Raw genomic sequence first — 14,231 nt, 5'->3', positions numbered from 1 at the left:
GCTCTTTTGTTTACCCATATCCATTCCCCTAAGGATTTATACGAACAGTGTATCGAACAGTTATCCACAAGTCGAGAATTTTATAATTTCCTAAACAATGAAAAATGCACCTCAAAATCTCAGTGAGGTGCATTTCTAAAAAATATTTCGACGAATACCTTATTAAGCTACTTTGTTAATACTAATTTCTTTCCCTTGCTTGCGCCATTCTCTATATTCCGCTGCAGCTGTAAACAGAACATCTGTTGATGAGTTAAGCGCTGTTTCAAATGAATCTTGCAATACACCGATAATAAAGCCCACTCCTACTACTTGCATAGCCACATCATCTGGGATTCCAAATAAGCTACATGCTAGTGGAATCAATAATAACGAACCGCCGGCAACTCCTGATGCACCGCAAGCACAAATGGCAGAAAGTACACTCAAGATAAATGCAGTTGGAATATCAACCTCGATTCCCAATGTATGAACTGCAGCTAGCGTTAAAACAGAAATCGTAACTGCCGCTCCTGCCATATTAACTGTTGCACCTAATGGAATTGAGACAGAATATGCATCCTTATTCAATCCTAATTTTTCACATAGTTTCATATTAACAGGAATGTTTGATGCTGAGCTACGAGTAAAGAATGCTGTGATTCCACTTTCCCTTAAACATTTTAATGTTAATGGGAATGGATTTTGACGCATTACAACGTATACAATAATTGGATTTACCACAAGTGCCACGAATAACATACAACCGATCAAGACAGCAAGTAATTTTCCATAGCTTAATAAAGATTCCAATCCGTTTGCTGTTATCGATTCAAATACAAGTCCCATAATTCCTAATGGAGCAAATTTGATGACCCAAGTAACGATTTTTGAAACGGCATCTGAAAAATTTGTAATTAAAGTTTTGGTTGATTCAGCAGCATTTTTTAGTGTAAAGCCAAGAACTACTGCCCACGCTAAAATACCAATATAATTCGCGTTGAAAATTGCCTTAACCGGGTTATCTACAACATTGAGCAACAAAGTCTTTAAGACCTCTACTACCCCACCGGGAGCCGTTACTCCCTCTACACCCTTTGTAAGGGTTAACCCAACAGGGAACATAAAACTAGCAATAACTGCAATAAAGCCTGCTAAAAAGGTGCCTAACAAATATAAAACAACAATCGTTTTCATATTCGTTTTGTTTCCTTGTTTATGCTGGGCAATTGCTGACATAACTAAGAATAATACTAATATTGGTGCGACAGCTTTCAATGCTCCAACGAATAATGTTCCAAAAATTACGACTGGCTTTGCAGAATCTGGGATTGTCACAGCCAAGATAATTCCAATGATTAAACCGACAATGATCTGTTTAACCAGGCTTATTTGATTCCACTTTCTTAACATTTCCTTCATAAAAATTGATCCCCCACTAGTTTTATTTCTTCATGAATGAATAATTGCTTAATTCGGTAGGGGATTACCTTCTTGGAATCCACCCTAAAAATACAACTGTCCTTCTCTAGCATTATAATGAATCTTTTGATATATTACAATAACAATATTTTCGAGCTAATAAACAAAAGCAATCAGCCCACTTCATTTTTTAAATGATGTAAGCTGACTGCTTTTGTTTTTATGTTATTTCCATATATTGTAAGGTAATTGAGTTTTATTTTGCCATAAGTATGATTTGGTTTGCTAAATAGCTTGAGCTGTATGGCGTCCCTGCTTGAATCCACCATGAAACAATCCCAAGTGTAGAAGCTGCCAGGACTTCATTAGGTACCTTAAACGATTGATTTTTGGATTTTTTATACTCCGCCCAAAAGGAGATAATTTCTAATAAAATTCCAAAAACCCGTTGCCGGAAATCTTTATTTTCAAGTAATACATGATAAAGATCTGCGTTCCGATAAAAGTGTTCTATAAATGCAATTAGTCGGTTTTTCGGACTTTGATCTCGTATCATTACTTGATCTGCTTTTATTTGAGCTGGGTATTTCATTGTTTCATTTAGTTCATCTAGAATTTCGGCTAACATTTGCTCCATTAAATCTTGAATATCTTGATAATGAAGGTAGAAGGTCGCACGATTGAGTTCTGCACGATCGGCTATATTTTGAACAGTGAGTTTACTAGTGTCGTTGTTTTCTAAAATTAATGAAATGAGCGCTTCTTTAAACATTCTTCTTGTCCGTTTTATTCGGGGGTCTACCTTCGTATCTTTACTTTTAGACATTTTCTCATTCCTTCGTCTATTTTTTATTATTTTTTCAACAAACTACCCAAAAATGTCGATTAGTTAACATATGCCATTAAATTGTAAATGGCTATGAACAAAGCTAACGTGATAGTATTTAATAACACGTTATCAATTAAACGACTAAGTGTCAATTAACTGAAAAAAGGAAGGAATGTGTTTTTAGATTATGAATCTATCAAAACAAACCATAAATAAAAAACTGCTTCTCACCGTACTGCTGTTAGGCTCATTTCTTTCTGTCCTAAACCAGACATTATTGAATGTTGCATTGCCGGACCTAATGAAGCTATTTGATGTGTCACCCTCGACAATCCAATGGCTGTCAACCGGCTTTATGCTCGTAAATGGTATTTTAGTTCCTGCAACAGCCTATTTAATGAAACGTTTTACGACGAGGCAGCTTTTCCTCAGCTCCATGGTTTTGCTGTTAATTGGTACGCTTTTAAATGCAGTTGCGCCTACCTTCACCGTTTTATTGATTGGGCGGATGATTCAAGCAGCTGGCGCTGGAATTATCATGCCTTTATTGATGACGGTCGTGCTCGTAATTTTTCCGGAAGAGGGCCGTGGCACTGCAATGGGAACGATCGGTCTTGTTATGATATTTGCACCAGCAATTGGTCCAACGCTGGCAGGGTTCGTCATTGAAAGCCTCTCTTGGCGGTGGTTATTCATCGGCATGTCACCACTCATTTTTATCGTTATTTTGTTATCATTAAAATTCTTGGTAAATGTATCTGAGACATCAAAAGCAAAGCTTGATATCACTAGTATAATCCTTTCTACGATTGGCTTTGGTGGAATCTTATATGGATTTAGCAGCGCAGGGAGTAAGGGCTGGGGAAGTACTGTTGTTCTAAGTTATTTAATCGGTGGAGCCATTTTCCTAGTCCTTTTCTGTTGGCGCCAACTTACGTCAACTGATCCGTTATTGGACATCCGCGTCTTTAAAAACAAGGTTTTTACCATTACCACCATTGTTAGTACATTCGTGATGATGGTGATGTACGGGGATATGATTCTGCTACCAATTTATTTACAAACAGCTCGGGGCTACTCTGTCCTCGAAACAGGCTTACTGTTACTGCCGGGGGCATTAATCAATGCACTTATGTCACCATTGTCAGGGCGTCTTTTTGATAAAGTAGGTGCTAAACCTTTAGCACTAATTGGCCTAATCTTGATTATTCCGTCAATGTGGGGAGTAACGCACTTAACTGAAACAACTAGTTTCACATATTTGATGGTCCGGACGATTATACTGCGAATCGGCTTAAGCTGTATGACGATGCCGCTTAGTGCTGCCGGACTTAATGCACTGCCAAAACAAATGAACGCTCATGGCTCAGCTGTAAACAATACGGTGCGTCAATTAGCAGGTGCAATCGGAACAGCCCTAGTCATTACGATTTTTACAAATAGTTCAACAGAACATGCAACGACTCTCATGCATGAAGGAGCGATATCTTCCAAAGCACAATTGCTTTTGGATGCCTCCATTCTTGGGATGAATGACGCTTTCTTCTTTTCAACGATCATGGCGATTCTCGCCTTAGTGGTGACGTTTTTTATGGCTGGTAAGAAGGCTGACTCAAAACAAAGGCAGGCACCAGCAGAACGAGGAAATCTTAATCACGCAGAAGAACAATAGAATTAATAAGCATAATGACCAAAAGCTCAAACCTATAGGAACAAGGTTTGAGCTTTTTTCAATATACCAATTTCTCATTTTTAGGAAATGAGGTGTTTCTGAGCCGATTGAGTCTTTATTGTAGTATTTTTTCTAGATGCTTTATTGTTGGTGTTAAATTTGCATAGAAGTATGCTTCACGAAGCTTACGTGATGGTTCACAATCTTTCAAATAACCTGCACTCCCATGATGAAGCATGTTCGCTTGGACTGCTTCAAGAGTTAAGTATGCTGTTTTAAGTCGAACTTCAGCTATTTCCTTCCAATTGATTGATTCAGAATTGAATATGTTAATGAATTGCTTTCGTAATTCCTGTGCTGGTGTTCGTAGGTCGCATGCTTGTGTCTTTAGATAACGATTGCAGCCATTTTGTCTCTGACTTATTTTTTCAATTAATGCAATTGAAGCTTGCACGACGCCCAAGCCAAGCGGTATTTGATAGGCAATAAATGCAGGACGAATCTGTTCTGCAAAGCTTGCTGCGTTTTCAGACAGAATCCATTCATCAGATACAAACACCTTATCAAACGTGCATGAATATGTTGCACTCCCATTAGCACCAAGGTAATCAGCTTTTTCTTTTAATGTTAAACCTTCGGCATTACAAGAGACAATACCCATAATTTGCTTGGACTCACTCACGCCAGCAATAATTCCGAATAAATGATTTTCGCCAAGATTAGAAACAGCAGGAAAGACACCTGAAATCAAATATCCCCCTTCCGTCAGTTCGGCACTCAAATATAGTTTTTCAAGACCTGCATAATATTTCATTGGATTGGATAATGCAGTACCGCCAATGATTTCTCCCTTTTCCAACTTTGGCAGAAGCTGTTGTTTCAGAGTTTCGTTCTTCGTTTCCCGTACATAAGTTAAAGCAGCGAGGTGGCACCAAATGCAAAATGCAGTAGTCATACATGTTTTAGCTGTCTCTTCAACCACACTAAACTCGGTAACTAAGGTCTCCTGTTGAGATTTATTAGCAGAAGATAGTAATCCAGATTCAAGAACTTTTCTGATAAAGCTCTCGGCATAATACTCTCCAGCATCAATTTTCTTTATATAAGGCTTTAAGTCCTCTTCAATTAATTTTTCAAGTATCAACTTTTTTTCTTCGGTATTAATATTCATAAGTACCACCCCAAAATTCAGTTTATATTGGTTAACACGATAAATTTGTATTTTCCGATAAAATTACTTGGTTTTTTAGGTATTTTATTCCATAATTACAAAAAATACAACAGAATATTTTTTATTTTTAAAAAAACAACTATGAATCTTTTATGTAAAAAAATAGCAATAAACCACATTCTGATTTATTGCTTTGTTTTGTATCTATTATTTTTCTGTTGGAAGAATTTCTGTTATGGCATCAATTGGTGTTTGCACTGCTTCACGAGCCCGTTTGATAGCTGCTTCGTCTGGTGCATCATAGAAGCACAAGCACTTCGTCATATCTTCGCACACATAAGTTCTTGAAAATGTTACTTCCGGAACCTCTTGATAATGAACTGAGTTCTTTTTCTTTCTTGCTAAATATTGGTCCATTGTAATATTTGCTGGAATATTCCATTCAACTAAATAATTCACTACATCATTATTTCGCTTCACATCTGTCAATTCTTTACCAACAAGACGTACTTCTTTTACCAATTCAATCGGAATTCCAGAAGCAGTTAAGGTGTTAGTTACAATACCTTGGTCTTCGCCTTCAACGATGAAGAACGCACGTGAGAAATCCTTTGATACTTGAAGTTCAATTAGCGCTGATTGTATTTCTTTCAGCTGAGCTTGTAGTTCGGTCACTTTCTGATTTACTTCTTCTTTGCTTGATACGATTTCTTTTAATGACGATTCAATTAAATATAATCCCATTATTAGTCCCTCATTTCGTTTAACTTTCAACTTTAAGGTTATTTTATTTTACTTAGTTAAAAAAATCAACCTAGTTAGTTAAATTATTTTTTATATGGTAAAATAATAAAAAACAATGGAGGAATTAAAGCATGAAGCCTAGATACAATTTGCCTTGCAATATTGCACAATCGCTCAATATTATTGGTGACCGATGGACTTTATTGGTGATTCATGAAATATTCATCGGGCATACACAATTCAATGAAATGAAGAAAGGACTAAATGGTATTTCTTCAAACCTGCTATCAGAACGCCTGAAATATTTAGAGGATGAAGGTTTGGTAAAATCAGAACTATATTCCGATCACCCACCCCGCTACCGTTATACGCTAACAAAGAGTGGTGCAGAATTGGAGGATGTCTTTAATTCTCTCGTTATTTGGGGCAGCAGCCATTTGGAAAATTGTTATAAAAAACTAGTTGATTCAACCACTGGTGAGGAAGTTGGAATTACTTATTACAATAAAAAAACCGGGGAACTAGTTGAAAATATTAGTGTCATTCCAATTGAACATGAGTTGAAAAAGGTCGGGGACAATTAGTTTCCGCCTTTTTTTCGTCCATAAACAGGTAGCATTTTTTAAATTTAATAAATAATTAAAATTTTTTAACATTTAAGATTGAAAAAAATAACAAAGTATAATAAAATGACTTACAAATAAAACATAGTATTCTCATAAGAATTATTTAATTTGTAATCACAAGTTTGATATCTTTTACATTTTCCAATCATTGCAAGAGAGGTGAAATTATGAATATCCAATATCCTCAAACGAAGATTATTATTGATAAAGTTTATAAAAGTTTTACAAATAAGAAACAATCCATCCCTGTGCTAAACGATATCTCTTTTAATATTCATCAGGGGGAAATCATTTCAATATTAGGTGAAAGTGGCTGTGGTAAAAGTACTCTATTAAACATTCTTGCTGGTTTTGAAAAGGCTGATAGTGGTCAAGTTTTACTTGATGGTAAGTTAGTTAATCATCCTAATCGGAAATGCATTATGCTGTTTCAAAATTATGGCTTACTGCCTTGGCGGTCAGTACTTAAAAATGTTGAATTAGGTTTGGAGGGTTTAACCCTAACTTCTTCAGAACGCAAAGAAAAGGCGTTACACTACGTGAACTTAGTTGGATTATCTGGAAAAGAAGCCCTTTTTCCTGTTGAACTTTCCGGGGGAATGCAACAAAGGGTCGGGATTGCCAGAGCACTTGCCATGCAGCCCGAATTAATCTTAATGGACGAACCGTTTGCGGCACTTGATACATTCAATCGATATTATTTACAGGATGAACTGCTTCGAATCCAGAGCCAAGAAAAAGCGACAATTGTGTTAGTCACCCATGATATTGACGAAGCTATATATTTGTCAGATCGAATTATTATTATGCATCCAAATCCTGGACAGATACATAATGAGTTAAACATCTCTCTTGCAAAGCCAAGGGATCGAAGTCACTCTGATTTTCAACATTATCGTCAGATCATTTTTAACGAATTCCATTTCAACCATACAACTGCACCATTGGAATATAATATTTAATTTTTAAAAGTCATCACTTAAATACAAAAGGAAAAAGGAGAGTTTTTATGAAAAGGATTATGAAATCAGGGGTTTTGCTTTTAATAACTGCCTTACTACTGCTTGCTTTGGCCGCCTGCGGATCAGGTAAAAGTGATAAGGCCACAAGCAATGTCAACGAGGAAAAAAAGACCATAAAAATTGGTTATATACCTATTACACATGCTGTCCCATTATATATTGAAAAGGAACAAGCAAAATACAAAAATATCAATCTTGAACTTGTCAAATTCGGATCGTGGCCAGAACTTGTTGATGCTTTGAACACTGGGAATATTGACGGTGCCTCGATGCTAGTTACCCTTGCAATGAAGGCAAAAGAGCAAGGCATTGATTTAAAAGCAGTCGCTCTAGGTCATCGAGACGGGAATGTTATTGTTGTCGGAAATGATATTAGTAGCGTAGAAGATTTAAAGAAAAAAAACTTTGCTATTCCTCATAAATTCTCGACACATAATATTTTGCTTAATCAAATGCTTAAACAAAATAACCTAAAATACACTGACGTAAACGTAATTGAGCTACCCCCTGCCGAAATGCCAGCAGCTTTAGCTGAAGGTAGAATATCAGGATATGTTGTTGCTGAACCTTTTGGCGCTGCTTCTGTGGCACTTAAGAATGGGAAAGTCCTATATCAGGATCAAGATATTTGGAAAAATTCTATCGACTGTGCATTAGTATTACGCGGCGATTTCATTGACAAAGAAAGAAAAGCTGCTCAAGAATTAGTGAACTATTATGTTCAAGCTGGAAAGTCTGCTGAGCAAAAAGATGAACAAACTCTTGAAATGTCAGGAAAATACATGAAAGCAGATAAAAAGGTCTTAGACTTATCCTTTCAATGGATTGTTTACGATGATTTAAAAATTCATGAGGCAGACTACAAAGAGTTAACCAATAATCTTACCGAGATGGGATTACAAGAAAATCCACCAGCATTTAAAGATTTTGTAGACAATTCTCTATTCGATAAAGCAAATGGTAAATAAGTGTAATTCATATTTTGTTTCTATAAAAAATGTGTATTTAAAAATATCCAAAGCGGAGCCTCATTGTGATTTTCTCAGTAATCCGCAAAAAAGCGATGTGATAAGATGCAAAAATTAAAAAACATCATAAATGTCTGCCTTAGCTTCATTATTTTAATAGCCGTGTGGCATGCGGCTATTGTCATTGGGAAATATGATGCTGCACTTTTTCCAGCACCCTTACAAGTATGGGATGGAATACTTTCAATCATCAAAGATGGTACTCTATTAGAACATTTTCAAGTGAGTATTCTCCGTTTTTTAGCTGGATATATTTCAGCAGTTGTGGCTGCAATCATTTTAGGGCTGATTTTTGGTAGACTTCCATTAATCTGGGGAATTATTGATCCAATTGTGCAAGTGCTACGACCCGTTTCACCGATTGCCTGGTCACCGTTTATTGTCCTATGGTTTGGTATTGGTAATATGCCAGCTATCGTGATTATTTTTATTGCAGCCTTTTTTCCCGTATTGCTTTCGACGGTTACTGCTGTTAGAAAAGTCGATATCACCTATTTGAAGGTTGCTCAGAACTTTGAAATTAAGGGTTTTCAGCTCTTACGTAAAATTATTTTTCCTGCAGCTTTTCCCTACATTGCAAATGGCCTCCATATTGCAGTAGGGACTTCCTGGATATTCCTAGTAGCCGGTGAGATGGTCGGAACACAATCCGGACTTGGTTATTTGATCGTTGATTCAAGGAATTCAATGAGACTAGATCTTGTCATGGCAGGGATTATCTTTATAGGCGTAGCAGGATTATTACTCGACAAAGCTGTCGGCCTGTTCGAACAATGGATCAACCGCATTTGGGGAAGAAACTGAAGAGTGGCATCAAAGGTGGTGCCATAGGTGGTGCCTGTCACCACCCGAAATTTGTCGAATCATTTCAATTAAAAAGCTGTCTCATGATGTGATGGGACAGCTTTTCTTTGAATATTTAATTTATTTAGCATTTTCATCAGGCTGATGGATTCCGAAGATATTTCCTTCGGTATCTAGATAGTAGCCTTGCCAAGCCATGCCAGGCAAAGCATGTTTGGGGTGCGCAACTTTCCCCCCATTAGCAAGGATTTTCGCTTCCGTTGCATCATAGTCACCTATACCCATCGTACAAGCATATCCATTCATAGCCTGACCCGCTTCAGGTGGCGGACCTTGACGTTGCATCAATGCACCATTAATTCCTGGTTGCCCTTCATCTCCTGTTACTGCACCAAAGTAAGGCATTCCCGCATAATCAGTCCAATCCTGAAAAGTCCAACCAAATACCTCGCCATAAAACTTCTTAGCCCGCTCCATATCATCTACATGAATTTCAAAATGAATTAATCTTCCCATATTAACCTCCTAAAATTGAAATGATATAACTAATACTATTATTCAGCATAATAAAGCAAAGTCCTCTCTATTATTGTGAAGAATATGGTAAGGTATACATTATTCGAAAAACTTCATCCAACTATTTTCTCCCTGAGAAATCTTTTTCCAGCTAAATTCTTAGGTTCTTTCACGAACATCGTTAAGAATGCAAATACAGCAATCGTCATAGAAAGTGTAACTATGTTTTGAATTTTAGAACAGTAGACCAACGATGATGAAGTGTTTACGTTAGCAACCAAAGCTTATATTTTTTAAATAATTAATCATAACGACAAACAGATCTTTAAATGCTTTTCTCATAATCGGTGAGTAATCTAAATACCATGACTCTTTCTCCAGTGGTAGTACTTAGATCAGTATAAAAGCTTTTTAATTCTTGACCAGTTAAGTGAAGGATAATGTTTTTTAAATCGTCTAATCCCAATTCTACCATTTCAGCGCGAACCCGTTTTATCATCAGAATGCCATCCTTCGTTTGGCAAACAGCATATTCTGCCGGTGTAAGGATTCCTCTTAAAGTCACAATAATCATATCACGCAAAATATCCGTCTTCACTGATATAGAACCCCGTCCGAGAAAATCCTTCTCCCAATGTGTAATCGCCTTACTAATATCAGCCTCAATCGCACCTTTTGTTCTACTCATCGTCCTACTCCTCTAAAGTGCCACTTTAGTGCCAGGCACCACCCGAATTTTGTCGAATGTTTTGAATCTTTTAATCCGACTTGACTAATAGGATTAATTATATTATTATATCAACATAACAAATAGAATTGAGGGATGAAATAAAATGAACACCATTCTTATCATCGTGAATGTTGCAATCCTATTATTATTAATGATTGGTTTGTTCATCATGCAAAAAAAGCACGTGTCATTTTCAAAACGTGTTTTCATAGCATTAGGTTTAGGTTTAGTATTTGGATATATTATTCATCTACTTTATGGTACAACATCTGAGATTACAACCACAACAATCGATTGGTTTAGCATCGTTGGATCAGGATATGTGAAACTATTACAAATGATTGTTATGCCGCTTGTTTTTATTTCAATCGTTGGAGCTTTTACTAAATTAAAACTCACTAAAAATATTGGTAAAATAAGTTTTCTTGTTATCGGAATATTACTTGGAACAACTGCCATTTCCGCAGCAATTGGAATTGGTTCTGCCTTAGGTTTTGGTCTAGATGGTATTCAGTTGACTGCAGGTGATGCAGAAAACACACGGAATGCCGAACTCGAAGAAAAAGTTGTCACTGTCGAAACCATGACAGTACCGCAGCAAATCGTCCAGATGTTCCCTAGTAACCCATTTTCTGATTTAACAGGTGCACGTCCAACTTCAACCATCGCCGTGGTTATCTTTGCAGCTTTTATTGGCGTTGCCTTCCTTGGAGTCAAACGCAAAGAACCTGAACATGCAGAACTGTTTGGTAAGATTATCGATACTTTGTACTCCATAACCATGAGAATCGTTACGCTAATTCTTCGTTTAACACCATATGGCATTTTGGCTATCATTACGAAAGTTGCCGCAACAAGTGATTATGAAGCCATAATGAAACTAGGTAAGTTCGTTGTTGCTTCATATGTGGCTTTAATTGCAATGTTTATTGTTCATTTATTATTAATTACATTGGTGAAACTAAATCCAATGAATTTCGTTAAAAAAGGATTACCAACTTTAACATTTGCTTTTACATCACGCTCGAGTGCTGGAACCTTACCATTAACAATCAAAACACAAACTAAAGATTTTGGTGTATCTGAAGGGATAGCAAACTTCGCTGGTTCATTTGGACTGTCAATCGGCCAAAATGGATGTGCAGGAATTTATCCGGCGATGTTAGCGGTAATGGTCGCTCCAACTGCAGGAATCGATCCAACCAGCCCATCCTTTATTGCAACCCTTATCCTTGTGGTAGCAATTAGTTCATTTGGTGTTGCCGGAGTCGGTGGAGGAGCAACATTTGCAGCCTTAATCGTTTTATCTGTTATGAACCTACCAATTGCCATTGTTGGATTGCTCATCTCTGTTGAACCATTAATCGATATGGGTCGTACTGCTTTAAATGTTAGTGGTGCTATGACATCAGGGGTTATTACAAGTAAAGTAACAGGAGAATTGGAGACTGAAACTTTCCAACAACCAACTATTGTTGAAGCTTAAGAGTTTATCATCATATAGAGTACTAAATACTAAAGGGTCCTATGAATAACCTTCATAGAACCCTTTTTTAATTTATGTTTGTTTGATTCTTCTCATCCCACAGGATTTAGGTTCTGTATAGTCAAAACCAAATTGAGTGTAAAGCTTATCCGCAGGTTTGTCAGCAATCAGACACACAAATGCTGAGTCATCTGTATTCTCCTCTAAATACGCATCAATTTCCTTCATGATTAACTTTCCGTATCCCCTACGCTGATAATCAGGGTCTACCATAATATCAGAAACAATATAGGTAATCCCTTGGTCCCCAACAACTCTACCAAAACCAATCAACTGATCCTGCTCTCTTAATGATACTAAGAAGAGTGAATTCTTCAGCGCAATTTCACTTTTACTAATAGTTTTTGATGACATACCTGCTCTATCTCGTAATGAGATATATTCCTGTGCTGTCGGTGCACTAAAACTAATCTCCATCCAGCCAATCCTTTCTGGGTGCCAGGCACCGCCCGAATTTTGTCGATTTATCTTTGTGATAATTGTGTTATGAAATTAGCACTTTCTGTTTCTTTGTTTCATATTTTGGCAAATCCGTTAGATTAACCACATGAAAATGACCATCCACATAGACTACATGCTTCGGCTCTAGTTGTCTTGGTGAAGTAAGCCCCGCAGATGCTGATAAGGCAAATAGCTCCTCTCTTAGCGTCGTCACGTAATTTGTGACCCGATAACGCTTTTCTTCCACGACCAGAGCTTTTTGCAGTTTTGGGTTAGTTGTCGCCACGCCAACAGGGCAATTTCCAGTCGCACAAACTCCCGCGCTAATACAGCCAGCTGAAATCATAAGCCCTCTAGCAACAACTACCACATCCGCCCCCATTGCTAATGCAATCGCAATTCTATCAGGGGAGAATAATTTACCGCTTGCAAATATTTTCAGTTGCTCACGAATTCCGTAACTCAATAACAATTCCTGAGCAATCATTAACGCAGGCTTAATTGGTAACCCAACGGAATCAGCCATTGCCTGGTAAGTCGCGCCAGTTCCTCCTTCTCCTCCATCAATCGCGATATAATCCGGAAAACGATGATGAGCAGCCATATATTGCACAAACTCCTCAAACGTATCATGTCCGCCAACAACCATCTTAATTCCAACAGGCTTCCCTGATACTTCACGGATTCTTTCGATAAAATCAAACATCGAATCAAAATCATAAAACTCATCAAACCGGTTCGCAGAATTGATCGTTTTCCATGGCTCGACGCCACGAATTTCCGCAATTACAGGCGTAACCTTCGATCCCTCGAGATGACCACCGCGGATTTTCGCCCCTTGTCCCAATTTTAATTCAAATGCTTTTACTTGAGGTATTTGCGCTTTTTTATGGAGCTCCTCCCACGAAAAGCTTCCATCCTGATTTCGAAAGCCAAACTTCGCTGGACCAATCTGAGCAATAATATCCACTCCGCTTTTTAAATGATATGGAGATATGCCGCCTTCTCCAGTATTCATGAACGATTTCGCATCTTTTAGTCCTAAACCAAGCGCTTCGATTGCATTTTCACCTAATGCTCCATAAGACATTCCAGACATCCCAATTGGGCTTTTCAATACAAACGGATCCTGACAGGAATGTTCCCCAATGACGATGGCTTCTTCATCTTTATAAAGCCAAGGTTTAATCTCTTTTTCTATGAATTTTTCATTCTTCGGAAAAAATAATTCTTGATATTGCGTCAACATATTGTGTTTTTCAGTTGGTGCCTCAACATAGACATTCGTTTTTACCAATTCCGTATTATCTGCTTCTAATTCTGTTAACTGTTTCGCAAAGAATGCATTTCGCAGATAAAATTGGTTAGGCTGATCAAAATCTCGCTTACTTCCAAATGAAATGATGTTTTTTCCATACTTCGCCAACTTAACAATTTGTTGAAAATCAAGGCGTGAAAATGGCTTCCCTTCATGGTCTTCATCTAAAATATATTGCTTAATTTCCGGAGCAATTTGCTCCATAAAATATCTAATTCTACTAACAACAGGATAATTTCTTCTAATTGCATGCTGCTGTTGCCTGACGTCCATTCGATAGGTTTTCCGATACAACATAAAAAGATAGCCAACTATCCCTAGCACCACTGTCAAAACAAGCGCCAGAACCATGATTACAATTGAGCTTAACAATTCCATATTAT

14 protein-coding genes are annotated in these 14,231 nt (G+C 37.3%); 6 read left to right on the top strand and 8 right to left on the bottom strand.

Features of this window, described 5'->3' with window-relative positions; genetic code table 11:
* Positions 1-162: 162 nt before the first annotated feature.
* Positions 163-1,401, bottom strand: coding sequence for a serine/threonine transporter SstT (gene sstT, locus HHO41_RS05945; RefSeq protein ID WP_169096452.1), 1,239 nt, complete (start codon positions 1,399-1,401; stop codon positions 163-165).
* Between the two features lie 256 nt (positions 1,402-1,657).
* Positions 1,658-2,227 carry a TetR/AcrR family transcriptional regulator gene (locus tag HHO41_RS05940; RefSeq protein ID WP_169096450.1) on the bottom strand — a complete coding sequence of 190 codons (570 nt, stop codon included), beginning with the start codon at positions 2,225-2,227 and terminating at the stop codon, positions 1,658-1,660.
* Between the two features lie 190 nt (positions 2,228-2,417).
* Here HHO41_RS05940 and HHO41_RS05935 point away from each other — a divergent pair, with 190 nt between their 5' ends.
* The gene (locus tag HHO41_RS05935) at positions 2,418-3,902 is read left to right on the top strand and encodes a DHA2 family efflux MFS transporter permease subunit (RefSeq protein WP_169096448.1); all 1,485 of its coding nucleotides are present in this window, start codon (positions 2,418-2,420) and stop codon (positions 3,900-3,902) included.
* 115 nt (positions 3,903-4,017) lie between these two features.
* On the opposite strand, the gene HHO41_RS05930 is transcribed toward HHO41_RS05935, so the two are convergent.
* Together HHO41_RS05930 and HHO41_RS05925 are read right to left on the bottom strand one after the other, a co-directional pair.
* On the bottom strand, positions 4,018-5,073 hold the full coding sequence (locus HHO41_RS05930; protein WP_169096446.1) for an acyl-CoA dehydrogenase family protein: 1,056 nt from the start codon (positions 5,071-5,073) through the stop codon (positions 4,018-4,020).
* A gap of 207 nt (positions 5,074-5,280) precedes the next feature.
* Positions 5,281-5,817, bottom strand: a complete 537-nt coding sequence (locus tag HHO41_RS05925; protein ID WP_169096444.1) for a DUF4242 domain-containing protein — start codon at positions 5,815-5,817, stop codon at positions 5,281-5,283.
* A 131-nt stretch (positions 5,818-5,948) separates the two neighbouring features.
* Here HHO41_RS05925 and HHO41_RS05920 point away from each other — a divergent pair, with 131 nt between their 5' ends.
* From HHO41_RS05920 to HHO41_RS05905, 4 genes are all read left to right on the top strand, one after another.
* Positions 5,949-6,401, top strand: coding sequence for a winged helix-turn-helix transcriptional regulator (locus HHO41_RS05920; RefSeq protein ID WP_169096442.1), 453 nt, complete (start codon positions 5,949-5,951; stop codon positions 6,399-6,401).
* 209 nt (positions 6,402-6,610) lie between these two features.
* Positions 6,611-7,405: an ABC transporter ATP-binding protein gene (locus HHO41_RS05915; protein WP_169096440.1), complete on the top strand. Its 795-nt coding sequence runs from the start codon at positions 6,611-6,613 to the stop codon at positions 7,403-7,405.
* A gap of 47 nt (positions 7,406-7,452) precedes the next feature.
* Entirely contained in the window at positions 7,453-8,433 is a 981-nt protein-coding gene (locus HHO41_RS05910; protein WP_169096438.1) for an ABC transporter substrate-binding protein, read from the top strand.
* A 105-nt stretch (positions 8,434-8,538) separates the two neighbouring features.
* Positions 8,539-9,297 carry an ABC transporter permease gene (locus HHO41_RS05905; protein WP_169096436.1) on the top strand — a complete coding sequence of 253 codons (759 nt, stop codon included), beginning with the start codon at positions 8,539-8,541 and terminating at the stop codon, positions 9,295-9,297.
* 120 nt (positions 9,298-9,417) lie between these two features.
* Here the strand turns inward: HHO41_RS05905 and HHO41_RS05900 are convergent, their stop codons facing one another.
* Positions 9,418-9,813 (bottom strand): VOC family protein, encoded by a 396-nt coding sequence (locus HHO41_RS05900; RefSeq protein ID WP_169096434.1) that lies wholly within the window; start codon positions 9,811-9,813, stop codon positions 9,418-9,420.
* 325 nt (positions 9,814-10,138) lie between these two features.
* On the bottom strand, positions 10,139-10,501 hold the full coding sequence (locus tag HHO41_RS05895; RefSeq protein ID WP_169096432.1) for a Na-translocating system protein MpsC family protein: 363 nt from the start codon (positions 10,499-10,501) through the stop codon (positions 10,139-10,141).
* Positions 10,502-10,646: 145 nt separating this feature from the next.
* Here HHO41_RS05895 and HHO41_RS05890 point away from each other — a divergent pair, with 145 nt between their 5' ends.
* Positions 10,647-12,029, top strand: coding sequence for an L-cystine transporter (locus HHO41_RS05890; RefSeq protein ID WP_169096430.1), 1,383 nt, complete (start codon positions 10,647-10,649; stop codon positions 12,027-12,029).
* Positions 12,030-12,101: 72 nt separating this feature from the next.
* Here HHO41_RS05890 and HHO41_RS05885 read toward each other — a convergent pair whose 3' ends face one another.
* Positions 12,102-12,506, bottom strand: coding sequence for a GNAT family N-acetyltransferase (locus tag HHO41_RS05885; protein ID WP_169096428.1), 405 nt, complete (start codon positions 12,504-12,506; stop codon positions 12,102-12,104).
* Positions 12,507-12,573: 67 nt separating this feature from the next.
* Positions 12,574-14,226 carry an FMN-binding glutamate synthase family protein gene (locus HHO41_RS05880; RefSeq protein WP_169096426.1) on the bottom strand — a complete coding sequence of 551 codons (1,653 nt, stop codon included), beginning with the start codon at positions 14,224-14,226 and terminating at the stop codon, positions 12,574-12,576.
* Positions 14,227-14,231 lie beyond the last annotated feature (5 nt).

It is taken from the genome of Bacillus sp. DNRA2, from assembly GCF_012843265.1.
Taxonomy (GTDB): domain Bacteria; phylum Bacillota; class Bacilli; order Bacillales; family Cytobacillaceae; genus Bacillus_BU.
This window is presented reverse-complemented; position numbering and strand designations above follow the sequence as displayed.

Bases quoted from the DNA above. Each gene is read 5' to 3' on its own strand.
- sstT (WP_169096452.1), bottom strand. From the start codon at position 1,401: ATGAAGGAAATGTTAAGAAAGTGGAATCAAATAAGCCTGGTTAAACAG.
- HHO41_RS05940 (WP_169096450.1), bottom strand. From the start codon at position 2,227: ATGTCTAAAAGTAAAGATACGAAGGTAGACCCCCGAATAAAACGGACA.
- HHO41_RS05935 (WP_169096448.1), top strand. From the start codon at position 2,418: ATGAATCTATCAAAACAAACCATAAATAAAAAACTGCTTCTCACCGTA.
- HHO41_RS05930 (WP_169096446.1), bottom strand. From the start codon at position 5,073: ATGAATATTAATACCGAAGAAAAAAAGTTGATACTTGAAAAATTAATT.
- HHO41_RS05925 (WP_169096444.1), bottom strand. From the start codon at position 5,817: ATGGGATTATATTTAATTGAATCGTCATTAAAAGAAATCGTATCAAGC.
- HHO41_RS05920 (WP_169096442.1), top strand. From the start codon at position 5,949: ATGAAGCCTAGATACAATTTGCCTTGCAATATTGCACAATCGCTCAAT.
- HHO41_RS05915 (WP_169096440.1), top strand. From the start codon at position 6,611: ATGAATATCCAATATCCTCAAACGAAGATTATTATTGATAAAGTTTAT.
- HHO41_RS05910 (WP_169096438.1), top strand. From the start codon at position 7,453: ATGAAAAGGATTATGAAATCAGGGGTTTTGCTTTTAATAACTGCCTTA.
- HHO41_RS05905 (WP_169096436.1), top strand. From the start codon at position 8,539: ATGCAAAAATTAAAAAACATCATAAATGTCTGCCTTAGCTTCATTATT.
- HHO41_RS05900 (WP_169096434.1), bottom strand. From the start codon at position 9,813: ATGGGAAGATTAATTCATTTTGAAATTCATGTAGATGATATGGAGCGG.
- HHO41_RS05895 (WP_169096432.1), bottom strand. From the start codon at position 10,501: ATGAGTAGAACAAAAGGTGCGATTGAGGCTGATATTAGTAAGGCGATT.
- HHO41_RS05890 (WP_169096430.1), top strand. From the start codon at position 10,647: ATGAACACCATTCTTATCATCGTGAATGTTGCAATCCTATTATTATTA.
- HHO41_RS05885 (WP_169096428.1), bottom strand. From the start codon at position 12,506: ATGGAGATTAGTTTTAGTGCACCGACAGCACAGGAATATATCTCATTA.
- HHO41_RS05880 (WP_169096426.1), bottom strand. From the start codon at position 14,226: ATGGAATTGTTAAGCTCAATTGTAATCATGGTTCTGGCGCTTGTTTTG.